The sequence below is a fragment of the Arenimonas fontis genome, from assembly GCF_008386465.1.
Classification (GTDB): Bacteria; Pseudomonadota; Gammaproteobacteria; order Xanthomonadales; family Xanthomonadaceae; genus Arenimonas; species Arenimonas fontis.
On the sequence record NZ_VUOD01000001.1, the window covers coordinates 416693 to 439020 of the forward strand.

The following is a 22328-nucleotide window of genomic DNA, read 5'->3' on the forward strand; positions in this document are numbered from 1 at the left end:
CGACGGCACCAGCTGCCCGAGCCGGGGTCGGCCCGCACAGGCGCGAACCGGCATCGGCTTGCCAGAACGGCGCACTGCCGTATGCTGGGCAGCCCGGACCCCCCGTCGGCTTGCCGCCATGCAGCAGGAAGAAGAGCTCTCGCCCGAGGAACTGACCGCGCTGCTCTCCAGCTACATGCCGGAGATCCCCGGTTACCGGGTGCTACGCCGGATCGGCAAGGGCGGCATGTCCCAGGTCTACCTGGGCGTACAGGAGTCGCTGGACCGGCAGGTGGCGATCAAGGTCATGTCACCGTCGGCCCTGACCGACGAGATCTCCAAGCAGCGCTTTGAGCAGGAAGCGCGCACCATCGCCAAGCTCGAGCACCCCTGCATCGTCGGCATCCACGAGGTGGGCCGCACCCGTCAGGGCCTGCTGTATTACGTGCTGCCCTACCTGGCCAAGGGGCACCTGGGCCAACGCGACTTCACCCACGACGAGGACCGCGTGGTCGAGGTGCTGCGCTCCCTGCTCTCGGCGCTCGAGTACGCGCACGCGCGCGGCATCGTGCACCGCGACGTCAAGGCCGAAAACGTGCTGTTCGACAATGCCGACCGGCCGCTGCTCACCGATTTCGGCATCGCCCTGAGCAAGCGCGACTCCACCCGCATCACCACCGCCGGGCTGGCGGTTGGCAGCGGTGGCTACATGGCGCCCGAGCAGGCCCGCGGCGAAGTCGTGGACGGTCGCGCCGACCTGTATAGCGTCGGCGTCCTGGCCTTCGAGTTGCTGACGGGTCACCTGCCCTACCAGGCCGCCGATCCCCTGGCCCTGGCCCTGATGCACGCCCAGGACCCGATTCCGCGCCTGCCGGCGGAGAAGAGGCACTGGCAGCCGTTCATTGATCGGGCCATGGCCAAGTCCCCGGACAACCGCTACCGCAATGCCCAGCAGATGCTGGGCGCGCTCAACCAGATCGCCGGCGGTCGCCCGCCGGAACCGGCCTTCGACCTGTCCAGGCTCAAGGCCTTCGGCCGAACCTGGTGGAAGCCCGCCGCAGGCGTGGCCGGCGCCCTGCTGGTGGTGGCCCTGGCTGCGGCCTGGTGGGGCCGGGAAGGGCCGGAGACGGAAAACGACTTCTTCACGGTCGAGGCCGCCCCGCCCGAGCCGGTCGCCGTCCCCGGCCCGGCGGCGGAACCGGCTGCCGCCGAACCGGGGCCGGATGACCTTCCGGCACCGGCCGCCACCGCGTCACCCGGGCCGGCGCCGGCGCCCGACCCCTACGCGAACGTTTCGGCCGAACTCACCGTCACCAGCCTGGACTACGACCCGACCCGACCTGGCGCCCGTGAGCTGGCCGCCGCGCGCCGGCAGATGGAACGGCAGCGGCTGAGCCTGCCGCCGGGCGACAACGCCATGGAGTCGCTGCGCCGGGCCCGGGAGCTGGCCCCGAACGAGCCGGCGCTTTTCCGGCTCAGCGACCAGGTGATCGGCTTCTACGTACCGCGCATCCTGGACGCCGTGCGGGCCGGACGGGACCAGGAGGCCAGGGACAACTACGGACGCGTGGCCCCCTTCGTGGCGGAGATGCAGCGCGGGGAGGCCAGGGTCTGGACCGGGCTGCGCGAAGGCCTGGTGCCGCTGCTGGCCAGCAGGCTTCAGGCAGGCCTGGACGCGCTGGACGCCGAGGCGGTCGCCCGCACCAAGGCTCTGGCCACCGACCTGGGCGTTCCGTCCGAGGCGCTGGAGCCTGCCTGGTCGCGGGCCATCGAATTGCCCAAGGCCGGCGACGTGCTGGCCGACGGCGCCGTCTTGCTGGTGCTGCCGCGTGACGGTCGGCCCGGCCTGGCGGCGATGCGGCATGAAGTGACCCGTGCCGACTACGCCGCCTTTGCCTCGTCCACCCGCCGGGAAGCCGCCCGCTGCCGCAACCGGCTGGCACCGATCAGCCTCAAGCGACGGCGCTGGGACGATCCCGGTTTCGCCCAGGGCGGCAACCATCCGGTGGTCTGCGTCAGCTTCGACGATGCCAGGGCCTATGCCCAGTGGCTGGGCCAGCGCAGCGGACATAACTGGCGCGTCCCGACCCGCGCCGAATGGCGCCCGGTCGCCGATCATCGCGGCAGCGGCAACGCCTGCCGGGACGGCCGGATCGCCTGCGGCAGCGACGGAACCGCCGCGGCCGGCGCCGGCCCGACCAGCCCGCTCGGCCTGGCCGGCACCCGTGGAAACGTCCGCGAATGGCTGGCCGACTGCGAACGCGGCTGCGCCCGCCGGCTCGCCGGCGGGCTGGGCTGGCGCGATCCGCCCGACCGGGCCAACCCGCTCCAGACCAACGACTTCGATGCCGACGTCGGCTTCGACGACATCGGCTTCCGTCTGGTTCGCGACGTCGCCCAGGCCGAACTGGAGCGGCGCTGAATGCGGTTGCCCGTGGCCATGCGCCGGCTGCGGCGCTACTTCCTGACCGGGCTGCTGACCCTGCTGCCGATCTGGCTGGTCTGGATCGTGTTCAAGTTCGTGCTGGTGCTGCTGTCGGACCTCAGCCGGCCCTGGGTGCGGCCGCTGTCGGAGCGCATCGCCTACGCGTCTCCCGGAACCCTGGGCTGGGTGGACGATCCCTGGGCGCAAACGCTGTTCGCGGTGCTGGCGACCGTGGCCGCGATCGTCGCGGTCGGCGCGCTGGCGCGGCGCGTGGCCGGACAGCGGTTGCTGGCCTGGTTCGAGGACGTGATAACCCGCATCCCGCTGGCGAAGACCGTGTATGGCAGCGCCCGCAAGTTGCTCGACCTGCTGCAGACCAAGCCGGGCAGCACCCAGCGGGTGGTGCTGATCGACTTCCCGCATCGGGAGATGAAATGCGTCGGCCTGGTCACCCGGGTCATGCGCGAACGGGGCACGGGCCGCGAGCTGGCCGCCGTGTACGTGCCAACCACGCCCAACCCGACCTCGGGCTACCTGGAGATCGTGCCGGTCGAACGGCTGACGCCCACCGACTGGACCGTGGATGAGGCCATGACCTTCATCATCTCCGGTGGTGCGGTCAGCCCCGAGGAAATGCCCTTCACCCCGCCGCCGGGGCGGGCACCATGACCGGCCAGGAGCGCGCCCAGCGCATGCTGCTGGTGCTGGCGGCATTTTTCGTCACCAATGCCCTGCTGGCGGAATTCATCGGCGTGAAAATCTTCGCGCTCGAGGACACCCTGGGCATGCCGCCGCTGCAGTGGAACCTGTTCGGCCAGAGCGGTTCGCTGAACTTCACTGCCGGTACCCTGTTGTGGCCGGTCGTGTTCGTGATGACCGACGTCATCAACGAGTTCTACGGCAAGCGGGGTGTGCGACTGGTCAGCTGGCTGGCGGTGGCGCTGATCCTGTACGGCTTCGTGTTCGCCTACCTGGCCATCGGTCTGGCGCCGGCACCGTGGTGGGTGGGCATCGCCGCCGACCAGGGGGTGCCCGATTACCAGGCGGCCTACGCGGCGGTGTTCGGCCAGGGCCTGTGGACCATCGCCGGCTCGGTCACGGCCTTCCTGATCGGCCAGCTGGTGGACGTGTCGGTATTCCAGCGGATCCGCCGCGCCACCGGCGAGCGCATGGTCTGGCTGCGCGCCACCGGCTCGACCGCCGTCTCGCAGCTGGTGGACAGCTTCATCGTCCTGTACATCGCCTTCGTGCTCGGTCCGCAACAATGGCCGACGCCGCTCTGGCTGGCGGTGGGCACGATGAACTACGGCTACAAGATGGCCTGCGCCATCGCCCTGATTCCCTTGCTCTACCTGATGCGACGACTGATCACCGCCTGGCTGGGCCGCGACCAGGCCGCCCATTTGCGCGCCGCCGCGGCCCGCGGCTGAGGCTGCCCGGGCGGTGCCACCCTCAGCCGGGCTCGTCCGGGTTCAGCACCTGGCCTTCGCGCCTGGGCGGCACCAGCGGCGTCTGGCGCATGCGCGGCTCGCCGGTGTTGGTCAGCAGCAGGTCCCGGCCCGCGTCGGTGCGACCGGCGGCCAGCTCCAGGGCAAAGCGTTCGGCGTCGAGCTTGCGCACTTCGTCCGCTATGCCGGCGGCCTGTTCGGCGTCGGCACCCAGCAGGCGCAGCGCGGCCGCGCCGAACTCGACCGCCGATTCGAAGGTCTCGCGCACCTGGTAGTCCACGCCGGCCTGTACCAGCTTCAACGCATGCTGGCGGTCGTAGCTGCGCACCAGCAGCCGCGCCTGCGGGAACGCGGAGCGGCACAGCTCGACGATGCGATCGGCGGCGCGGCGGTCGTCCACGCAGACGGCGATGGCCAGCGCCTTGCCGGCCCCGCTGGCGTGCAGCACGTCCAGGCGGGTGCCGTCACCGAAATAGACCTTGAAGCCGAAATCGGCCGCGTCCCGGATCATCTCGATGTCGGTGTCTATGATCGTCACGTCCACCCCGCGCGCCAGCAAGGACTGGCTGGCCACCTGGCCGAAGCGACCGAAGCCGATCAGCAGCACGCTGCCGGCCAGGCCGCTGGCCGCTTCCACGCCATCCATGTCCGGCGCCGGCTTCGGCATGAACCGGCGGGCCGCCAGCACGACCAGCGGCGTGAGCACCATGGACAGGACCACGATGGCGCTCAGGCTGGCCGAGGCGCCTGGCGAAAGCAGGCCTCCGCCCTGGGCGGCGGCAAACAGCACGAAGGCGAACTCGCCGCCCTGGGCCATCAGCACGGCCCGGTCCAGTGCCTCTCCATGCCCGCTGCCGAGCCAGCGCGCGACCAGATAGATGCAAATGCCCTTGACCAGCATCAGGCTGGGCACGGCGACGACGATCAGGCGCCAGTCCCGCGCCACCACCGCCAGATCCAGCGACATGCCCACCGCCAGGAAGAACAGGCCGAGCAGCAAGCCGCGGAAGGGCTCGATGTCGGCCTCGAGCTGGTGGCGGAAGGCCGACTCCGACAGCAGCACGCCGGCGAGGAAAGCGCCCATGGCCATGGACAGGCCGCCCAGCTCCATCAGCAGGGCCGCGCCAAGCACCACCAGCAGCGCGGCGGCAGTCATCAGCTCACGGGCGCCGGCGCGTGCCAGGACGCGGAACAGCGGGTTGAGCAGCCACAGGCCCGCCACCACCAGCCCGACCAGGGAGCCGGTACCCAGCAGCACGGCCTGCCATCGCGACTCCCCGCCGTCCTGGCCGGTCGCCGGCGCCAGGAAGGCCACCAGGGCCAGCAGAGGCACGATCAACAGATCTTCGAAAAGCAGGATCGAAACCATCTTCTGCCCATGCGGCAGGGCGATGTCGCCGCGCTCGCCCAGCACCTGCATGACGATGGCGGTCGAGGTCAGCACGAAGCCGGCGGCGCCAAGGAAGGACACCATGGGGCTGAAGCCGAAGGCCAGACCGATGCCGGTCATCGCCGCCGCCGCCAATCCGACCTGGAGGCCGCCGAGCAGGAAGATCTGCCGACGCAGTTGCCATAGGTGCGTGGGACGCATCTCCAGGCCGACGACGAACAGGAACATCACCACACCCAGCTCGGCCACATGCAGGATGGCCGCCGGATCGGTGAACCAGGCCAGCCCGAACGGACCGATGGCCAGGCCGGCGGCAAGATAGCCCAGTACGCTACCCAGCCCCAGCCGGCGGAACAGCGGCACCGCCACCACAGCCGCCCCGAGCAGCGCCACCACCCTGACCAGTTCGCCCGCGCCGTGCTCGGCCGCCATCGTCCGCCCCCCACAACCAGGTTCCTTTGTACATGACCTTTGGCCTAGGCAGCCAGGTCGCGGCCGGCACATGCTGAGTGCCTTCCCGAAACGCCGACACCGGAGTCCGCCATGAAGCTGCGCCCGCTTGTGATCGCCCTGGCCCTCACCCTTGCCGCCTGCCAGCCGACCGGCGAGGCGCCGCCGCCGGATGCCGCCGCCCAGGTGCGGCCGGCCGAACGCGCGGCGCAGCTGCAGCAGCTTTACGCGGACTTCTGGGAGGCCAGCCTGGCGCTGAACCCGCTGCAGGCGACCTTCGTCGGCGACCATCGCTACGACGACCGGCTTCCCGACTTCTTCAGCGCCGAGTACCGCGCCCGCAGCGAGGCGTTCAACCGCGAGTGGCTGGAGAAGGCCAGGGCCATCGGCAGCGAGGGTTTGCAGGGTCAGGATCTGCTGAGTTACGAGATCTTCGTGGCCGAGCTGGAATCGGCCATCGAAGGCGAACGTTTTCCGGACTGGATGCAGCCGCTGCAGCAGTTCTACAACGTCGCCGGACTGGCCGCCCAGCTCGGCTCGGGCACCGGCGCGCAACCGTTCAAGACCGTCGCCGACTACGACAACTGGCTGGCCCGCGCCAGCCAGTTGCCGGCCCTGCTGGAAAGCATGCAGGCCAACATGCGCGAGGGCATGGCAAAGGGCGTGGTGCAGCCGCGGCCGCTGATCGAAAAGGTGCTGCCGCAACTCGACGCCTTGATCAAGGACCAGCCCGAGCAGACCCTGTTCTGGGGACCGATCGCCAACATGCCGGCCGATTTCGGCGAGGAGGACAAGGCGCGGCTGACCGCCGCCTACCGCGAGCTGATCGGGCAAAAGCTGATGCCGGCCTACCGCGACTTGCGTGCCTTCGTTGCCGACGAGTACCTGCCGGCCTGCCGCGAGACAGTCGCCCTGTCGGCGCTTCCGGATGGCGAGGCCTGGTATGCGTTCCTGGTTCGCGAGTACACCACTACGGACCTCAGCCCGGCGCAGATCCACCAGATCGGCCTGGACGAGGTGGCGCGCATCCAGGCGGAGATGGACCAGGTGATGCGCGAAGTCGGCTTCAAGGGCAGCCGCGCCGAGTTCTTCGAATTCCTGCGAACGGACAAGCAGTTCGAGTTCGCCAGCGAGGACGAGATGCTGGCCGCCTATCGCGCGCTGGAAGCCAGGATCAACCAAAGGGTCGGCGAGCTGTTTTCGCTGACTCCGAAGGCCGCCTTCGAAATCCGTCCGGTCGAACCCTTCCGCGCCCAGTCCGCCGCCGGCGGCAGCTACATGATTCCGAGCGAGGACGGCAGCCGGCCCGGCATCTTCTACGTCAACACCTACGACCTGCCGAGCCGGCGCAGCTGGGACGCCGAGAGCCTGTTCCTGCACGAGGCCATTCCCGGCCATCACTTCCAGTTGGCCTTGCAGCAGGAGCTGACCGACCTGCCGAAGTTCCGCCGTTTCGGCGGCGAGACCGCCTTCATCGAGGGCTGGGGCCTGTACGCGGAATCGCTGGGCAAGGAACTGGGCGTGTACACCGACCCCTATCAGTACTTCGGTCGCCTGCAGGCCGAACTGTGGCGCGCCATCCGCCTGGTCGTGGATACCGGCCTGCACAGCAAGGGCTGGACCCGCGAACAGGTGATCCGCTACATGCTGGAGAACTCCGCCACGAGCGAAACCGAAGCCGTGGCGGAAGCCGAACGCTACATCGCCATTCCCGGCCAGGCCCTGGCCTACAAGATCGGCGAACTGAAGATCAAGGAACTGCGCGCCCGCGCCGAAGCCGCCCTGGGCGACCGTTTCGATCCGCGCGCCTTCCACGCCGAGGTGCTGCGCGACGGCTCGGTGCCGCTGGCGGTGCTGGAAGCCAAGATCGACCGCTGGATCGCCGGCCAACAGACGTCGGTGCGGTGACCTGATCCGATGACATGATTCCGTTCGCCGTCCAGCGCCTCGACCATGTCGTGCTGCGGGTCGCCGACCTGGCCCGCAGCCGGCGCTTCTACGTCGAGGTACTGGGCTGTCGGGTCGAACGCGAGCGGCCTGAGCTGGGCCTGCTGCACCTGCGTGCCGGCGCCTCGATGATCGACCTGGTCAGCCTGGACGGCCCGATCGGCCGGCAGGGCGGCCCCGGACCCGGAGAGCAGGCCCGCAACGTGGACCATGTCTGCCTGCGCGTCGACCCCTTCGACGAGGCGGCGATCCTGGCGCACCTGGGCCGGTTCGGGCTCGAAGCCAAGGGGCCGGCCCGGATCAACTTCGGGGCCGAGGGCGAGGGCCCTTCACTGTATATCCGCGACCCGGACGGCAACACGCTCGAGCTCAAGGGCCCGTCACGGGACGGGGCATCGACCTGGGCCGACGGCTGAGGTAAACATGGGGGCCCGCACCTCCCTTCCCCCCAGGAGGACCACCGATGATGCGCCTGCCTTCCATCCTGCCGGGTCCTGCCCTGGCACTGGCCTTGATGCTGACTCCCGTCCTGTCCGCGATGGCGATGCCGGCGCTGGCAGCCTCGGACGCCGCCACCGCCGCGGAAGCGCTGCGTCCGGCCGAGGTCGCGGCCTTCGTCCGCGGCCTGGCCGCCGAGAATGCCCGGCTGGAATCGCTGACCGGCGAACCGGCCGAGGCTGAGGCCGATGCCGAGGCGCGTGCGGCCGAGGCTGCGCTGGCGATGCAGGAGGCCCTGCTGGCGGGCGCGGAGGCGGCCGGCATGCCACTGGCGCGCTACGGCGAGGTCAAGCGCAGGGTCTATGACGTCCTGCAGGCCATCGACACCAACCTCCTGGTGGACGAGACCCTGATGCATGTGGAGGTCTCCTCGCTGGATCCGGCCACCCGCGAGCAGCTGCGCGCCGAGGCGGAAGCGCTGCGCCGGAGCCCGGACCCCTACGCCGGGCTGGCGCCAGCCGTGGCCGCCGCCCTGCGGGCCCGCGAGGCCGAACTGATGGGGCTGCGCGCCAGCAACATCCGCGCCTTGGCCCGGGCGGCCGCCAGAGGCACATGAGCGCCCTGGTCCTGCTGCACACGACGGTCGCCGACGCTGCCGACGCCGAGCGGCTGGCGGACCGGCTGATCGAATCCCGCCTGGCCGCCTGCGTGCACGTCGAGACGATCAGCAGCACCTACCGCTGGCAGGGCCGGATCGAGCGAGCGCGGGAATGGCGCCTGTCGGCCAAGACCAGCGCAGCGCGCCTGGACGAGGCTGCCGACCTGCTCCGCCGTGAGCATCCCTACGAACTTCCCGCGATCTGGACCACGCCCGTCGTCTGGGCCGAACCGGCCTATGCCGACTGGGTGGCAGCAGAATCCCAGGCCCAAGCTTGAAGAGATGCCGCTCATGACCACCCATACCGGAAGCTGCCACTGCGGCCGCATCGCCTTCGAAGTGCACGGCGAGATCAGGGGAGCCATCGCCTGCAACTGCTCGATCTGCCGGCGCAAGGGCTCGCTGCTGTGGTTCGTCCCGCGCGAAGCGCTCAGGCTGCGCACGCCCGAACAGGACATCGCCACCTACACCTTCAACCGGCATGAGATCCGGCATCGGTTCTGCCCGGTCTGCGGCATGCATCCCTTCGGCGAGGGCAGCGACCCGGAGACGGGACGACCGATGGCGGCGATCAACCTGCGCTGCCTGGACGACCTGGACCTGGATGCGGTGACGGTGCAGCACTTCGACGGCCGCTCGCTGTGAGCGGCATCCGGCCCAAGCCCGCCCGGCCGGACGACCTGGCCCTGCTGCGGCCCGGCCTGGAGCACTGCCTGGTGATGCGGGAGGACGCCGTCTTCGTCAACGGCCGCAGTCCGCTGCGCGGTCGCGAGGCCATCACCGCCCACTGGAGGCGCTTCTACGAGGCGCCCGACGCGCCCTTCTCCTGGCGTCCGGAAACCGTGGTGGTGCTGTCCAGCGGCGAACTGGCCCAGACCAAGGGCCCGGTCTTCGACCCGGAAGGCAAGACGATCGGGGAGTTCCGCTCCACCTGGCGGCGCAATGCCGACGGCAGTTGGCAGGTCGTCTTCGACGACGGCGCCTGCCTGTGCGGGACGCGGCAGCAATGAGCGCGAACCGGCTCGGTCAGACCTCGCTCACCATGTCCGGGCGCGCCAGCGTCACCTGGGCGCCGTACTGCTTCTCCAGGGCCTTGGCCAGCGCCTGGCGGGCGTCGTCCTCGCCATGCACCAGGGCCACCGGCGGCCGGCCGGCGATGGCGCCGTACCAGTCCATCAGGCCCGACTGGCCGGCATGCGCCGACAGGCCACCCACGGTGTGGCGGGCGGCGTTAACCCGGATCTCCTCGCCGAAGATGTGCACGCTTTCGGCCCCGTCCACCAGGCGCCGGCCGAGGGTGCCACGGGCCTGGTAGCCCACGAACATGACGTGCGCCTGTCGCCGTCCCAGGTTCTGGCGCAGGTGATGCCGCACCCGGCCGCCGTTGCACATGCCGGAGCCGGCGATGATGATGGCGCCGCCGCGGATGTCGTTGATTGCCCGCGACTGCGCCACTTCCGGCGTCAGGTGCAGGTTCGGCAGGCGGAACGGATGCGGGCGGCCGTTCCAGACCCGCTGCGCGTCCTCGTCGAACAGGGACTCGTGGCGGCCGTATACCTCGACCACCTTCATGGCCATGGGACTGTCCAGGAAGATGCGCCAGCGAGACATCTTCCACTCGTCCCACTGCCTGGCGAACCAATACAGCAGTTCCTGGCTGCGGCCGACCGCGAAGGCCGGGATGATGACGTTGCCGCCGTCGGTCCAGGCGTGTTCCAGGACCTCGCCGATTTCCCGCAGGGTGGCGCCGCGCTCACGGTGCTCGCGGCCGCCATAGGTGGACTCCAGCAGCACCAGGTCCGCCTCGGGCACCGGCTGCGGGTCGCGCAGTATGGGCGTGCCGCGCGGGCCGATGTCGCCGGAGAAGGCCAGCACGCGACGTCCGCCCGGCTCCAGCGCCTCCAACTGCACCGAGGCCGAACCGAGGATGTGGCCGGCGTCGCGCAGGGTGATGAACACGCCGGCCAGGATCTGCTCGCGCTGCCCGTAATCCAGGCCGCGCACCTGCCTGAGAACCTGGCCGACGTCGCCGCGGGTGAACAGCGGCTGGTGATTGCCGCGCCCCCCTCGCCGGTGGCGGTTGTCGCGCTCGGCATCCATCTCGGCCAGGGCGGCGGCATCCTCCAGCATCACCCGCAGCAGGTCGGCGGTGGCCCACTGGGTCCAGATGGGCCCCTTGAAACCGCGTTTGACTAGCAGGGGCAACCGGCCGCAATGGTCGATGTGGGCGTGACTCAGCACCACCGCGTCCAGCTCGCGCGGATCGAAGGGAAACTCGTCGAAGTTCCGCCGCTCGTCCTCCTCGCTGCCCTGGATCATGCCGCAGTCCAGCAGCAGCCTGTGTCCGTTGGCCTCGACCTCGTGGCAGGAGCCGGTGACTTCGCCGGCCGCGCCATGGAACTTCACCCGCATGGACCGCCCTCCAGGATGCGGACCCACTGTAGCGCAGAAGTCGCGAAGGCCGGACAGGCCGGCCTTCGCGGCACGGTCGCGGGCCGGCTCATTGGTCCGCGCCCATCTCCTCCAGCAGGTGCGGCGCCGGGAACACCTCGCGCATCACCCAAAGCATGTAACGGTGGTCCACCGCGATCATGCGGGTCATGGCCGGATCGAACACCCAGTTGGAACTGACCGACTCCCAGTTGCCGTCGAAGGCCAGGCCGACCAGCTCGCCCCTGCCATTGAGCACCGGCGAGCCGGAGTTGCCGCCGGTGATGTCCAGGTCGGACAGGAAGTTGACCGGAATGGCGGCCTTCTGCGCCGGGTCCATCTTCGCGATCAGCGCCAGCTGGTTGGCGGGCGCATCGAAGGGCTCCTCGCCGGTGGCCTTGGCCGCCAACCCGTCCAGATGGGTGAACTCGGTATAGGCCACGCCGTCGCGCGGCGAGTAGCCGGCGACATTGCCGTAGGTGATGCGCAGGCTCAGGTTGGCATCGGGATAGATGGCCTGCCCGCGGCTGCGCTTGTAAGCCTGCACGGCCGCCAGGTAGACCGGCCGGTGCCGGTTGTCCTCGCCGGTGCGGGCGCGGCTGCGCCGTTCCATCTCGAGCAGGGCCGGCGCCAGCGACACCGCCAGCTTCAGCAGCGGGTCCTCACTGGCCTCGAAGGCCGCCAGGTCGGACTGCATGAGGGCCAGCCTGGCCTCGGTGCCGGCCAAGGAAGTGCCGCCATAGGTAGCGTCCAGGGCACGGGCGATGGCGGCCTCGTCGTTGCCGCCCAGCCAGGCGTCCAGGGCCGGCACGCGCTGGTCGGCCGGCAGGGCCAGGTAGTGCTTGAGCCAGTAGGCCAGCAGCTGCTTCTCCATGCGCGGGTCGTAGCGCCGCTCGAGCTGGCGCACGCCGGCCTCGATCTGCGGACGGTCGCGGTCCTGGTAGCCGGGCAGGCGCTCGGCATCCGGCTTGGCCGATTCCATGGCCAGGCGGTGCAGCTGGCGCAGGTTGCCCAGCAGGCCGGTGCCGGCGATCTGCCCCAGCACCAGGTCGCGTTGGCGGGTGGCGCGGGCCTCGGCGGCCAGCCGTACCAGTGCCGCGTGCGCGGCCAGGCCGGCACGACCTTCGCGGCCCTGGCGCCTGAGCCACTCCAGCACCGCCTGCTCCTCGGCCTGCTTGGCGGCAGCCGCACCGATACGCTCGAAGCCCTCCAGCTGGCCAGCCCAGTTCTTCATCGCGTTCTGCCAGCCGCGGATGGTGCTGGCGTACTTGACCTCGATCTCCTCGTCCTGCGCGCCGGCGGCCTCGACGATCGCCACCAGCTCGCGCAGGTACTGGCCTACCACCGGGTACTGCCAGGTGGCGACGTCCTGGAACTCGTCGTACAGGGCGTAGCGGTTGGTGCGGCCGGGATAACCGGCGACCATGACGAAATCGCCCGCTTGCAGCGGGGCGGTGGCAAGGCGCAGGTGGCGCTTCGGCCGGTAGGGCACGTTGTCGGGCGAATGCGCGGCCGGCTTGCCGTCGGGTCCGACATAGGCGCGGTAGAAGGCGAAATCGCCGGTGTGGCGCGGCCACATCCAGTTGTCCACTTCACCGCCGTAGTTGCCGACGCTGCGCGGCGGCGCGTACACCAGGCGCACGTCGCGGATCTCCAGCTGGCGGAACAGCCGGTAGGTCTGGCCGCCGAAGAAGCTGTAGACGGTGCAGCGATAGCCCGGTTCGGCCTCGCAAGCGGCCACCAGGCGTTTCTGCTCGGCTTCGATCGCCTTCAGGCGCTCCTCGCCGACCAGCTCGCCGGCCGCGGCCTCGATCCGGTCGGTCACCTCGCTGATGCCGTCCATCACGTAGACGCGCGCGCTCGGGCCGGCGGACAGTTCCTCGCTGCGGTCGGCGGCGATGAAACCGTTTTCCATGAGGTTCCGTTCGGGCGTTGAGTTGAGCTGGATGGCGCCGTAGGCGCAGTGGTGGTTGGTGGCCACCAGGCCCTCGGGGGACACGAAGCTGGCGGTGCAGAAGCCCAGCGCAACCACGGCGCCCATCGGGTCGCCGGTCAGGTCGGCCAGCTGTTCGGGCGGCAGTTCCAGCCCGGCTTCCCGGAGCGGACTGGCGATCTCGGGCAACTGCTGGGGCACCCACATGCCTTCGCGGGCCTGGGCGGCCAGCGGCAGGGACAGGGCGGCGACAAGGACGGCAAGGCGCATCGGACCTCCGGAACAAGGCTGTGGCGAAAGCCGAAGCCTAACAGCGCCGCCATTTGCGGGCATCCGCCGGAGGGATAGACTTCCGGCAGGGGACAAGGGAGGGGAATCCATGCGCGCGCTGCTCATCGCTTGCGGCCTGCTGGCCGCGTTCGCTCCGGCCGTCCGCGCCCAGTCGCCGGACGAAGCCCTGGCCGGCCTCTGGAACACCCTGTGCCTGGGCGCCGCGCCCGGCTCGGACCTGGCCGCGCGCTGCGAGGAGATCGCCACCGGCGGCCCCGGCAGTCGCGACGCCTCCGCCGCCGGCAACTTCCTGGGCGAGATCCCGGGCCAGGGGCGGGCAGCGACCCGCGACGGCGCTCCCGAGGAAGCGGAGCTGCGCACCGAGCTGGCGCCCGGCTGGTCCCTGTTCGCCAGCGCCGACCTGGGCCGGCTGAAGCGTCGCGACGGCATCAACGAGGCGCCCTTCGACGGCGACACCTGGGCGCTGTCGGCCGGCGTGGACTGGGCGCCGGGCCGGAACTGGCAAGTAGGGCTCCTGTTGCACCATGCCAGCGAAGATCTCGATTTCATCGGCTCGGCAGGCCGCACCGAGGCACGCTACACCGGCGCCATGCTGCTGGCCGGTTGGGCGGCCACCGACGCCCTGGCGGTGGATGCCTACGCCGGCCGCCTGGACGGCGACTACGAGTTGCGCCGGGCCATCGACTACACCCTGCTCAGCGGCGTGTCGGTGCAGGCCCTGGCCGAGGCCTCGACCGGCGCGGACCGGCGCCTGGCCGGCCTGGGCCTGACCTGGTCGCGCCCGGCCGCAGCCTGGGAGTGGCAACTGTCGGCGGGGCTGGACTGGCAGCGCACCGACATCGACGCCTACGCCGAAACCGGCGGCGCCGGCCTGGCCCTGGTCGTGCCCGGACGCAGCATCACCAGCCGCCGTGGCCGGCTGGACCTGGGCCTGGCCCGGAACGTGTCCACCGGCTGGGGAGTGTTCCGGCCGATCGCCAGGCTGGGCTGGCGGCACGAGTTCGCCAACCCGGCCCGGCCGCTGAGCGTGCGCTTCGCCGGCGATGCCACCGGCACGCCGGTGACGTTCGACACCGACGACGCCGACGACGACTGGGGCGAGGTCGGCCTGGCTGCGCTGTTCGTGCTCTCCGGCGGACACAGTGCCTTCGTGGAGTACCGCCAGCGCCTGGACCACGATTTCCTGCAGGAGCGCATGCTCGCCATGGGCTGGCGCGTCGAACTGCCCTGAACGGCGCATGTCCCGCGACCGGCGACCGGTCGGGGCGGAGCGTATAATCCGCTTCCTTCAGGTGGCCCGGAACGGGCCCGACGGATGCGGACATGGCCCAGCAGAAAATGAAGGCGCTGGTGAAGCGCCACCCCGAAAAAGGCATCTGGATGGAAGAAGTGCCGGTGCCCTCGCCGGGCGCCAACGAGGTGCTGATCAAGCTGGAAAAGACCGCTATCTGCGGCACCGACCTGCACATCTACAAATGGGACGAATGGAGCCGGCGCACCATCAGGCCGGGCCTGGTGATCGGCCATGAGTTCGTGGGCCGCATCGTCGGCATGGGTCCGGGCGTGACCGGTTACAAGGTCGGCGACCGGGTGTCGGCCGAAGGCCACATCGTCTGCGGGCACTGCCGCAACTGCCGGGCCGGCCGCCAGCACCTGTGCCCGAACACCGTCGGCATCGGCGTCAACCGCGACGGCGCCTTCGCCGAATACATCGTGATGCCGGCCAGCAACCTGTGGCCGATCCCGGATTCGATCCCGTCCGAACTGGCGGCCTTCTTCGACCCTTACGGCAATGCCGCACACTGCGCGCTGGAGTTCGACGTGGTGGGCGAGGACGTGCTGATCACTGGCGCCGGCCCGATCGGCATCATCGCCGCCGGCATCTGCAGGCATATCGGCGCCCGTAACGTGGTGGTGACCGACGTCAACGATTACCGGCTCAAGCTCGCCGCCGACATGGGCGCGACCCGCGTGGTCAACGTGTCCAGCCAGTCGCTCAAGGAGGTGATGAAGGACCTGCACATGGAGGGCTTCGACATCGGCCTGGAAATGAGCGGCAACCCGCGCGCCTTCAACGACATGCTCGATTGCATGTACCACGGAGGAAAGGTCGCCCTGCTCGGCATCCTGCCCAACGGCGCCGGCATCGACTGGGACAGGGTGATCTTCAAGGGCCTGGTGCTGCACGGCATCTACGGCCGCAAGATGTACGAGACCTGGTACAAGATGACCCAGCTGGTGCAGTCCGGCTTTCCGCTGCACAAGGTGCTGACCCACCAGGTGCACATCGACGACTTCCAGAAGGGCTTCGACCTGATGGACTCAGGCCAGTGCGGCAAGGTGGTGTGCAGCTGGACCTGAGCCGGGAGGAGATCCCACGCCGGGAACGGGACGGGGCGCCTCTCGGCGCCCCGTCGTCGTTTCCGGCCGATGGGCGGTTCAGCCGCCGATCGAGAAGGTCAGCACCAGGCGGTCGTCGGCCCAGTCGCCGAAGTTGTCGTCGCCGTTGCCGTCGGTACCGTGATAGCCCAGGGAGACGTTGACCGGACCGAAATCTCGGTTCACCGCGATGGACCAGTCGGTGTAGTCCTCGATTCCAGTGGAATCGCCGAAGGTGCTGTGGCCAACGCCGACGTCCAGGCCGAAGCGGTCGGCAATGGTCCAGCTGCCGGTGACACCGTAATACCAGCCGTCGTCGTCCAGGGCGAAGACGTCGTTGCTGTAGCCGAGGACGAAGCCGTAGGTCTCGTCCAGGGTCAAGGTGGTGATGAATTCGTTGTAATCGAGCGGGCCGTAGTCGTCGGCTTCGCCCAGGTAGGTGTAGCGGTTGAGCATCAGGTCGAGGTTCCAGCGCTCGGACAGGTCGGTGTTCCAGCCGACGTAGTAGTCCACCTCGACGTCCGGGCTGCCCTGCTCGTCGAAATCCACGTTGGAGCCCCAGACGCCGACATACAAGCCGTTGGAGAAGTTCAGGTCGGCGCCAAGCTGCAGGGCCGGATCTTCGTTGGTCTGGGAAACGCCGCGGAACAGGTAGTCGCTGGTAAGGGCGGCGTTCCAGCTGAAGATGCCGGATTCCTCCTCGCCGCCTTCATCCTGGGCGACGGCAGCCAGCGGCGTGGCCAGCAGGGCAGCGATGAGCGCGAGCGGGAGCAGTTGTTTGCTTTGCATGGCGGGAGTCCTCGTCGGTGGTTGGGGCAAGCCTGACTGCCTCGGGACCGGGAGGGTGTTCGGAATCCCCGGCCGCCTGTTGATTATTTTCAGCGGAGTGTCCGACGGCCCGCCGCATAACGCATGACGCACCGCACAAAAACACGGCCACCTGCCCCGGGGTCTCACATCCGTCCCGACCCCGGTGACGCCGGGACGGGTGATGCCGGGGGCGAATGGTGCCCCGGGGCGAGTGATGCCGGGCGCGTGACGCTTGGGGATAATGGAAGGCCGTTCGTTGCCGAGTCCTGCAGACCATGTCCGACACCGCCCTAGCCCGCTACGCCGCCACCCTCGACGAGATCCGGGGCCAGGGCCTGTTCAAGGCCGAGCGCATCATCACCTCGCCACAGTCGGCCGAGATCACCCTGGCCGACGGCCGCAAGGTGCTGAACTTCTGCGCCAACAATTACCTGGGCCTGGCCGACGACCCCGAAGTCATCCGCGCCGCCAAGGAGGCGCTGGACACGCACGGATTCGGCATGGCCTCGGTGCGCTTCATCTGCGGCACCCAGGACCTGCACAAGGCACTGGAGGCGAAGGTCGCCGGCTTCTTCGGCAAGCAGGACGCCATCCTCTACGCGGCCTGCTTCGACGCCAACGGCGGCCTCTTCGAGCCGCTGCTGGACGAAAACGACGCCATCGTCTCCGACGCCCTCAATCACGCCTCGATCATCGACGGCGTACGGCTGTGCAAGGCGAAGCGCTACCGCTACGCCAACTGTGACATGGCCGACCTGGAGGCGCAGTTGCGGCAGGCCCGCGCCGACGGCGCCCGCACCATCATGATCACCACCGACGGCGTGTTCTCGATGGACGGCTTCATCGCGCCGCTGGACGAAATCACCGCGCTGGCGGCGAAGTACGATGCCATGGTGCACATCGACGAATGCCACGCCACCGGCTTCCTGGGCGCGACCGGCCGCGGCAGCGCCGAGGTCAAGGGCGTACTGGAGAAGATCGACATCATCACCGGCACCCTGGGCAAGGCCCTGGGGGGCGCCCTGGGCGGTTTCACCACCGGACGGGCCGAAGTGATCGAACTGCTGCGCCAGCGCTCGCGCCCCTACCTGTTCTCGAACTCGTTGCCGCCGCACGTGGTGGCCGCTGGCAGCAAGGTATTCGACATGCTGGCCGCCGCCGACGGGCTGCGCGAGCGCCTGAGGGAGAACACGGCCTATTTCCGCGCGAAGATGGCGGCCGCCGGCTTCGATCTAAAGCCCGGCGAACATCCGATCGTACCGGTGATGCTGTACGAGGCGCCGCTGGCACAGAAATTCGCGGCCCGCCTGCTCGAGGAGGGCATCTATGTGATCGGCTTCTTCTTCCCGGTCGTGCCCAGGGGCCAGGCCCGCATTCGCACCCAGATGTCGGCAGCGCACAGCCGCGAACACCTGGACCGGGCGGTCGCGGCCTTCACCCGCGTGGGCCGCGAACTGGGCGTGCTGCGCGGCTAAGGAACGGGCCCGCCGGACAGCTCCCGCCCGGCGGGCCGCCCGCTCAGGCGCTGGTGCGCACTTGCACCTTGACCGGCAGCGAGTTGGAGACGATGTCGTAGACCGGCGAATACTTGGCCAGCTCACGCAGCACCTCCGGGGAAGCGTCGCTGTCCACGTCGAACAGCACCCGCACTTCGCGGTAGCCCTTCCGGACCGTGTCGTCCAGGCCGAGGAAACCGCGCAGGTCGAGGTCGCCTTCCAGGCGGGACTCGATGCCGCGGATGGCGATTCCGCGGGCTGCCGCATGGTAGACCATGGTCGTGGTCAGACAGGCAGCCAGGGCGTGCAGCACGTACTCCACCGGATTGGCGCCGGCATCGCGGCCGAGCAGGACCGGCGGTTCGTCCGCGTCCATGACGAAGGGCGCGGTGCGGGTCTGGTCTTCCTGCCGGCAACCGCGAAAACCCTTGATCGTGCTGCGGTTGTGGCCGCCGTCGAGCCAACGGTTGTCGGCCCGGAACTGGAACTCGGCCAGGCCGGGGTCGGCCTTCACCGCATCGATGGTGGCAAACAGGGCGTCGGTGTCCACCCCGTTGATGACCCGGGCCGGTGCCGGGCTGGCATTGTTTGCGTTCATGGGGTACTCCTGAATCATTGGGTTGGGGGTCGCCGATACGGCGACGGGTCCATGCTCGGCCGCTGGTGGCCCGGCCGGCAGCGGCGCATCGGACGGCGTCGGTAGGGATCGGCCACGAATTGCCCAGGGACACTGCCCGGAGAGGATCCATGTCCGGCACTGCACCCGGGAACCGCCCGGTGGAGGTACTGCTGCTGGCGATCCCCGAGACCGCCGGTTCGGCGCTATACGGCCTGTTCGACGTGCTGAGCGCAACGGGCTCCGTCTGGCAGGAACTGACCCGGGAGCCGGTGGCACGGAGGGCCTTCAGGCCGCGCATAGTCGCCCCCTCGGCAGGCCTGTTCGAGGTGGGTCATGGCATTCCCGTCCAGCCCCATCTGAGCATTGACGACGATCCACGGGCCGACGTGGTGATCGTGCCGGAAATCTGGCTGGGGCCGGATACGTCGATTTCCGGCCGTTACCCGGACATCGTGGACTGGCTGCGGCGTTGCTGGCGCCGGGGCAGCAACCTCTGCTCCGCCTGTTCGGGAGCGATCCTGCTGGCCGAGACCGGGCTGCTCAACGGCTGCGAGGCGACTTCGCACTGGGGCTACCAGGACCTGTTCCGCCGCGACTACCCGAAAGTCCGCTTCCGGCCTGAACCCAACCTCGCCTTCGCCGACCCGGCCGGCAGGGTGGTCACCGCCGGCGGCACCACCTCCTGGCATGACCTGGCGCTGTACTTGGTGGCCCGTTACGCCGGCCCTGCCGAGGCCAGGAGACTCGCCAAGGTCTACCTCCTGAAGTGGCATGACGAGGGGCAGCTTCCCTGGACACCCTTGCTGCGACGCAGCCCGCACAACGACGCCCTGGTGCGACGTGCCCAGGATTGGCTGCAGAGGCACCAGCGGGAAGACGGTGCGATCGGCCGCTTGGCCGAGTCGCTGGGAATCGCCGAACGCACCCTGGGGCGCCGCTTCCGCGCCGCGCTCGGCTGCTCGCCGCAGGCCTACCTGCAGGATCTGCGCATCGAGGCGGCCAAACGGTTGCTCGAGGAGAGCGGCAGCAGCGTCGAGGCGATCAGCGCGGAGGTCGGTTACGAGGACGCGTCCTACTTCCGACGCCTGTTCCGTCGCCGGGTCGGCATCGGCCCGGCAGACTACCGGCGAATGTTCAAGCTGCCGGGCGCCTGACCGGGGCGAGCAGCTCCGCTTCCCGCAGCTCCAGCCGTCGCCAGGCCCCCTTGGCCAGCCCACCGAGCGGCAAGGGCCCGATCGCCACCCGGACCAGCCGAAGCACGGTCAGTTCCTCGGCGGCCAGCAGGCGCCGGATGTGCCGGTTGCGCCCTTCATCCAGGACGATCTCCAGCCAGGCGGTCCGGCCCCCGCTGCGTAGCACCCGAGCAGCCTTCACGGCCAGATGCTCGCCCGCGCAGCGCTTCCCCTCGAGCAGTCGGGCGGCCAGGCCGGCGTCGGGCACGCGGTCCACCTGCACGTGATATGTCTTGTCCGGGCCGGTCGCCGGCTCGGTGATCGCCGCGGCCCAGCCAGGGTCGTTGCTCATCAGCAGCAGCCCCTCGCTGGCCCGGTCGAGCCGGCCCACCGGCGCCAGCCAAGGCAGGTCCGCACCCTCGAGACAGCGATAGACGGTATCGCGCCCACGTTCGTCGCGGGTCGTGGTGACCAGGCCGCGCGGCTTGTTCAGGGCCACGTAGACCGGCTCCGCCGCCCGCACCGGCCGGCCGTCCAGGTCCAGACGATCGCGTTCCTGTCGTACCGGGTACTCGGGATCGCGTACCAGGCGACCGTTCACCGCCACGCGCCCCTCTGTCACCCACCGGGCCGCCTGGCTTCGCGAGCACAGGCCGAGCCTGGACAGAACCCGGGCCAGGCCATGCCTGGGCCCGGCCCCGGTCATTCTCCGGCCTGGGCGGCGGCGGTGCCGGCGGCGGGCGCCGGGCTGAGGGCGGCCGGGCGCCCCGTGGCCACGCGGATGCCCTTGGCCTTCATCCAGGCATCGAATTCCTCGGCGGTCATGCGACGCCCGTTCTGGTTCATGTCGAACCTCCAGGGCGTGTTGTCGTGGGCGGTCTTGGGGACATAGGCGCCGGCGCCGGCGGGAGCCTGGGGCCCGATCGGCGCAGGCGCGGCCGGCTGCGCCGGCCTGCGTTGCCGCTCTTGCCAGGTCGCGGCATCACGCGGTGCGCAATCGGCAGCGGGGGTCGCCGCCGGCGCCGTCATCTCCTGCGCCGGCACGCTCGCAGGAATGGACGCCGCCGGCACACCAGGGCAATCCATGGCCAGGGCCGCCGTGGGGACCAGAGAAACGAGGATCAGGGCAGTACGGAACATCGGGCTGACACCAGCTGCTCGGGGGGTGGGCGAAGCTTAAACCTTCCGGGACCGGATGCACGCCGCAAACCGTGAACCGCGTCACAAAAACGAAGCCCGGCGCTTGGCCGGGCTTCGGTCGTCGGCGACGGTGTGCGCCCTCAGTTCTGCACGTTCAACTCGGTACGGCGGTTGCGCGCACGCCCCTCGCGGGTGTCGTTGGTGTCGATCGGGCGCGACTCGCCATAACCGTTCGGACCCACCAGGCGGCCGGCCGAGATGCCGGCATTGATCAGGTAGTCGTACACGGCCTTGGCACGACGCTCGGACAGGCCCTGGTTGTACTGCTCGGTACCGATCGAGTCGGTGTGGCCGGCCACCTCGACCCGCAGCTGCGGGTACTTCTGCAGGATGGCGATCGCCTCGTCCAGGATGGCGATGGCGTCAGGACGCAGGGTGTCCTTGTCGAAGTCGAAGTTCACGCCCTTCAGGTCGATGGTCAGCGGCACCGGGCAGCCGTCCGGACCGATGGCCTGACCGGCCTGGGAGCCGGGGCAGCGGTCGTCGCAGTTGTTGACGCCGTCACCGTCGTCGTCGAGATCGGCGCAGGTGACCTGCGGGACTTCCGGCTCCGGCTCGACCGGCTTGGCCAGCTCGCCCAGCTTCACCAGCAGGGTCACACCGGCCAGCACATCGGTGAAACCGTCCTTGCCGGGAGCGACAACGCTGCTGTCGTCGGTGGCATGACGCATCGCGAGCTCACCACGGACGGCGTAACGATCATAGTCGGCCTGCAGACCGATACCGAAGGTGCCGGTCATGAAGGTGTCGGAACGCTCGCCCGGGGAGTTGGGGTTCGGGAACGCATCGAACTCCTCTTCGACGCGCTGGGCGCCGATGCCGAAACGCAGATACGGCCACCAGTTACGGCCCTCGCGGGTCATGTGATAGCGCGCGTCCACCGTCGCGCCATACTGGCTGAACCACAGGTCGGTGCCGTTGATCACGGGATTCTGGTAGTTGAGTTCGAAGTCCAGCGACCACTTCGGCGAGATGAACTTGCCGAGGCCCAGCGTCGCATAGGGGACATCCTTGGTGTCCCGGTCGCTGTCCTGCAGGTTCATGCCCAGGCCGCCGCTGACATACCAGCGATCGTCGAACTCTTGCGCCATCGCCGTGTTGGCCATGGCCATCGCACCCAGGAGGGCGCAGCACAGGAGATTCTTCTTCATGTTTCGCTCCATTGAGATGGGGGGAAGCTGCATATCCAGCTGGCCTTGCCTACCCTGGCCTCGTTTGGCGGGCGTTGGAACCTTACCCACATCAGGGTTAACGGGAATCTAA

At 69.5% G+C, this 22328-nt stretch carries 21 protein-coding genes; 13 read left to right on the forward strand and 8 right to left on the reverse strand.

Annotated features, from left to right (window positions below; genetic code table 11):
• Positions 1 to 118 precede the first annotated feature (118 nt).
• From F0415_RS01935 to F0415_RS01945, 3 genes are read left to right on the forward strand one after another with little or no spacing between them, the layout of a single operon-like run.
• Entirely contained in the window at positions 119 to 2401 is a 2283-nt protein-coding gene (locus tag F0415_RS01935) for a bifunctional serine/threonine-protein kinase/formylglycine-generating enzyme family protein (RefSeq protein WP_149859503.1), read from the forward strand.
• Entirely contained in the window at positions 2402 to 3073 is a 672-nt protein-coding gene (locus F0415_RS01940) for a DUF502 domain-containing protein (protein WP_149859504.1), read from the forward strand.
• Positions 3070 to 3834, forward strand: coding sequence for a queuosine precursor transporter (locus tag F0415_RS01945; protein ID WP_149859505.1), 765 nt, complete (start codon positions 3070 to 3072; stop codon positions 3832 to 3834). The genes F0415_RS01940 and F0415_RS01945 overlap by 4 nt, the downstream gene beginning before the upstream one ends.
• A gap of 22 nt (positions 3835 to 3856) precedes the next feature.
• Here the strand turns inward: F0415_RS01945 and F0415_RS01950 are convergent, their stop codons facing one another.
• On the reverse strand, positions 3857 to 5674 hold the full coding sequence (locus tag F0415_RS01950; protein WP_149859506.1) for a monovalent cation:proton antiporter-2 (CPA2) family protein: 1818 nt from the start codon (positions 5672 to 5674) through the stop codon (positions 3857 to 3859).
• Positions 5675 to 5785: 111 nt separating this feature from the next.
• Between F0415_RS01950 and F0415_RS01955 the strand changes: the two genes are divergently transcribed.
• Genes F0415_RS01955 through F0415_RS01980 form a run of 6 tightly spaced genes read left to right on the forward strand, consistent with a single transcriptional unit; the run spans position 5786 to position 9745 of the window.
• Complete coding sequence (locus tag F0415_RS01955; protein ID WP_149859507.1) at positions 5786 to 7600, forward strand: DUF885 domain-containing protein; 1815 nt, start codon at positions 5786 to 5788, stop codon at positions 7598 to 7600.
• Positions 7601 to 7614: 14 nt separating this feature from the next.
• Positions 7615 to 8055: a VOC family protein gene (locus F0415_RS01960; protein ID WP_149859508.1), complete on the forward strand. Its 441-nt coding sequence runs from the start codon at positions 7615 to 7617 to the stop codon at positions 8053 to 8055.
• Between the two features lie 50 nt (positions 8056 to 8105).
• Entirely contained in the window at positions 8106 to 8693 is a 588-nt protein-coding gene (locus F0415_RS01965; protein WP_149859509.1) for a hypothetical protein, read from the forward strand.
• Entirely contained in the window at positions 8690 to 9013 is a 324-nt protein-coding gene (cutA, locus tag F0415_RS01970) for a divalent-cation tolerance protein CutA (RefSeq protein ID WP_210244145.1), read from the forward strand. Before F0415_RS01965 ends, cutA begins: the two co-directional genes overlap by 4 nt.
• Positions 9014 to 9026: 13 nt before the next feature.
• A complete protein-coding gene (locus tag F0415_RS01975; RefSeq protein ID WP_149859510.1) occupies positions 9027 to 9380 on the forward strand; it encodes a GFA family protein in 354 nt (117 codons plus the stop codon).
• Complete coding sequence (locus tag F0415_RS01980) at positions 9377 to 9745, forward strand: YybH family protein (RefSeq protein WP_149859511.1); 369 nt, start codon at positions 9377 to 9379, stop codon at positions 9743 to 9745. Before F0415_RS01975 ends, F0415_RS01980 begins: the two co-directional genes overlap by 4 nt.
• Before the next feature lie 16 nt (positions 9746 to 9761).
• On the opposite strand, the gene F0415_RS01985 is transcribed toward F0415_RS01980, so the two are convergent.
• Entirely contained in the window at positions 9762 to 11147 is a 1386-nt protein-coding gene (locus F0415_RS01985) for an MBL fold metallo-hydrolase RNA specificity domain-containing protein (protein WP_149859512.1), read from the reverse strand.
• An 88-nt stretch (positions 11148 to 11235) separates the two neighbouring features.
• On the reverse strand, positions 11236 to 13305 hold the full coding sequence (locus tag F0415_RS01990; protein WP_188310260.1) for a S46 family peptidase: 2070 nt from the start codon (positions 13303 to 13305) through the stop codon (positions 11236 to 11238).
• A 172-nt stretch (positions 13306 to 13477) separates the two neighbouring features.
• On the opposite strand from F0415_RS01990, the gene F0415_RS01995 reads away from it, so the two are divergent.
• Entirely contained in the window at positions 13478 to 14620 is a 1143-nt protein-coding gene (locus F0415_RS01995; RefSeq protein ID WP_188310252.1) for an autotransporter outer membrane beta-barrel domain-containing protein, read from the forward strand.
• A 92-nt stretch (positions 14621 to 14712) separates the two neighbouring features.
• The gene (tdh, locus tag F0415_RS02000; protein WP_188310253.1) at positions 14713 to 15750 is read left to right on the forward strand and encodes an L-threonine 3-dehydrogenase; all 1038 of its coding nucleotides are present in this window, start codon (positions 14713 to 14715) and stop codon (positions 15748 to 15750) included.
• Positions 15751 to 15828: 78 nt separating this feature from the next.
• Here the strand turns inward: tdh and F0415_RS02005 are convergent, their stop codons facing one another.
• Entirely contained in the window at positions 15829 to 16557 is a 729-nt protein-coding gene (locus F0415_RS02005; RefSeq protein WP_149859515.1) for a TorF family putative porin, read from the reverse strand.
• 296 nt (positions 16558 to 16853) lie between these two features.
• On the opposite strand from F0415_RS02005, the gene kbl reads away from it, so the two are divergent.
• Complete coding sequence (gene kbl / locus F0415_RS02010) at positions 16854 to 18053, forward strand: glycine C-acetyltransferase (RefSeq protein ID WP_149859516.1); 1200 nt, start codon at positions 16854 to 16856, stop codon at positions 18051 to 18053.
• A gap of 43 nt (positions 18054 to 18096) precedes the next feature.
• On the opposite strand, the gene F0415_RS02015 is transcribed toward kbl, so the two are convergent.
• Positions 18097 to 18672, reverse strand: a complete 576-nt coding sequence (locus F0415_RS02015) for an OsmC family protein (protein ID WP_149859517.1) — start codon at positions 18670 to 18672, stop codon at positions 18097 to 18099.
• Positions 18673 to 18821: 149 nt separating this feature from the next.
• Here F0415_RS02015 and F0415_RS02020 point away from each other — a divergent pair, with 149 nt between their 5' ends.
• The gene (locus tag F0415_RS02020) at positions 18822 to 19847 is read left to right on the forward strand and encodes a GlxA family transcriptional regulator (RefSeq protein ID WP_149859518.1); all 1026 of its coding nucleotides are present in this window, start codon (positions 18822 to 18824) and stop codon (positions 19845 to 19847) included.
• On the opposite strand, the gene F0415_RS02025 is transcribed toward F0415_RS02020, so the two are convergent.
• The 3 genes from F0415_RS02025 to F0415_RS02035 all read right to left on the reverse strand — a co-directional run bounded on the left by F0415_RS02025 (position 19828) and on the right by F0415_RS02035 (position 22216).
• Positions 19828 to 20571, reverse strand: coding sequence for a pseudouridine synthase (locus tag F0415_RS02025; RefSeq protein ID WP_149859519.1), 744 nt, complete (start codon positions 20569 to 20571; stop codon positions 19828 to 19830). The genes F0415_RS02020 and F0415_RS02025 overlap by 20 nt on opposite strands.
• Positions 20568 to 21005, reverse strand: a complete 438-nt coding sequence (locus tag F0415_RS02030; RefSeq protein ID WP_149859520.1) for a hypothetical protein — start codon at positions 21003 to 21005, stop codon at positions 20568 to 20570. The genes F0415_RS02025 and F0415_RS02030 overlap by 4 nt, the downstream gene beginning before the upstream one ends.
• A 140-nt stretch (positions 21006 to 21145) precedes the next feature.
• Positions 21146 to 22216 carry an OmpA family protein gene (locus F0415_RS02035; RefSeq protein WP_149859521.1) on the reverse strand — a complete coding sequence of 357 codons (1071 nt, stop codon included), beginning with the start codon at positions 22214 to 22216 and terminating at the stop codon, positions 21146 to 21148.
• Positions 22217 to 22328: the final 112 nt, after the last annotated feature.

What these genes read in the sequence shown, in the direction of transcription:
- F0415_RS01995 (WP_188310252.1), top strand. Translation starts at nt 13,478, where the DNA reads ATGCGCGCGCTGCTCATCGCTTGCGGCCTGCTGGCCGCGTTCGCTCCG.
- tdh (WP_188310253.1), top strand. Translation starts at nt 14,713, where the DNA reads ATGGCCCAGCAGAAAATGAAGGCGCTGGTGAAGCGCCACCCCGAAAAA.
- F0415_RS01975 (WP_149859510.1), top strand. Translation starts at nt 9,027, where the DNA reads ATGACCACCCATACCGGAAGCTGCCACTGCGGCCGCATCGCCTTCGAA.
- F0415_RS01935 (WP_149859503.1), top strand. Translation starts at nt 119, where the DNA reads ATGCAGCAGGAAGAAGAGCTCTCGCCCGAGGAACTGACCGCGCTGCTC.
- F0415_RS01985 (WP_149859512.1), bottom strand. Translation starts at nt 11,147, where the DNA reads ATGCGGGTGAAGTTCCATGGCGCGGCCGGCGAAGTCACCGGCTCCTGC.
- F0415_RS02005 (WP_149859515.1), bottom strand. Translation starts at nt 16,557, where the DNA reads ATGCAAAGCAAACAACTGCTCCCGCTCGCGCTCATCGCTGCCCTGCTG.
- F0415_RS02035 (WP_149859521.1), bottom strand. Translation starts at nt 22,216, where the DNA reads ATGAAGAAGAATCTCCTGTGCTGCGCCCTCCTGGGTGCGATGGCCATG.
- F0415_RS01945 (WP_149859505.1), top strand. Translation starts at nt 3,070, where the DNA reads ATGACCGGCCAGGAGCGCGCCCAGCGCATGCTGCTGGTGCTGGCGGCA.
- cutA (WP_210244145.1), top strand. Translation starts at nt 8,690, where the DNA reads ATGAGCGCCCTGGTCCTGCTGCACACGACGGTCGCCGACGCTGCCGAC.
- F0415_RS01955 (WP_149859507.1), top strand. Translation starts at nt 5,786, where the DNA reads ATGAAGCTGCGCCCGCTTGTGATCGCCCTGGCCCTCACCCTTGCCGCC.
- F0415_RS01940 (WP_149859504.1), top strand. Translation starts at nt 2,402, where the DNA reads ATGCGGTTGCCCGTGGCCATGCGCCGGCTGCGGCGCTACTTCCTGACC.
- F0415_RS01965 (WP_149859509.1), top strand. Translation starts at nt 8,106, where the DNA reads ATGCGCCTGCCTTCCATCCTGCCGGGTCCTGCCCTGGCACTGGCCTTG.
- F0415_RS02020 (WP_149859518.1), top strand. Translation starts at nt 18,822, where the DNA reads ATGTCCGGCACTGCACCCGGGAACCGCCCGGTGGAGGTACTGCTGCTG.
- F0415_RS02025 (WP_149859519.1), bottom strand. Translation starts at nt 20,571, where the DNA reads ATGACCGGGGCCGGGCCCAGGCATGGCCTGGCCCGGGTTCTGTCCAGG.
- F0415_RS02030 (WP_149859520.1), bottom strand. Translation starts at nt 21,005, where the DNA reads ATGTTCCGTACTGCCCTGATCCTCGTTTCTCTGGTCCCCACGGCGGCC.
- F0415_RS01990 (WP_188310260.1), bottom strand. Translation starts at nt 13,305, where the DNA reads ATGTGGGTGCCCCAGCAGTTGCCCGAGATCGCCAGTCCGCTCCGGGAA.
- kbl (WP_149859516.1), top strand. Translation starts at nt 16,854, where the DNA reads ATGTCCGACACCGCCCTAGCCCGCTACGCCGCCACCCTCGACGAGATC.
- F0415_RS01960 (WP_149859508.1), top strand. Translation starts at nt 7,615, where the DNA reads ATGATTCCGTTCGCCGTCCAGCGCCTCGACCATGTCGTGCTGCGGGTC.
- F0415_RS01950 (WP_149859506.1), bottom strand. Translation starts at nt 5,674, where the DNA reads ATGGCGGCCGAGCACGGCGCGGGCGAACTGGTCAGGGTGGTGGCGCTG.
- F0415_RS02015 (WP_149859517.1), bottom strand. Translation starts at nt 18,672, where the DNA reads ATGAACGCAAACAATGCCAGCCCGGCACCGGCCCGGGTCATCAACGGG.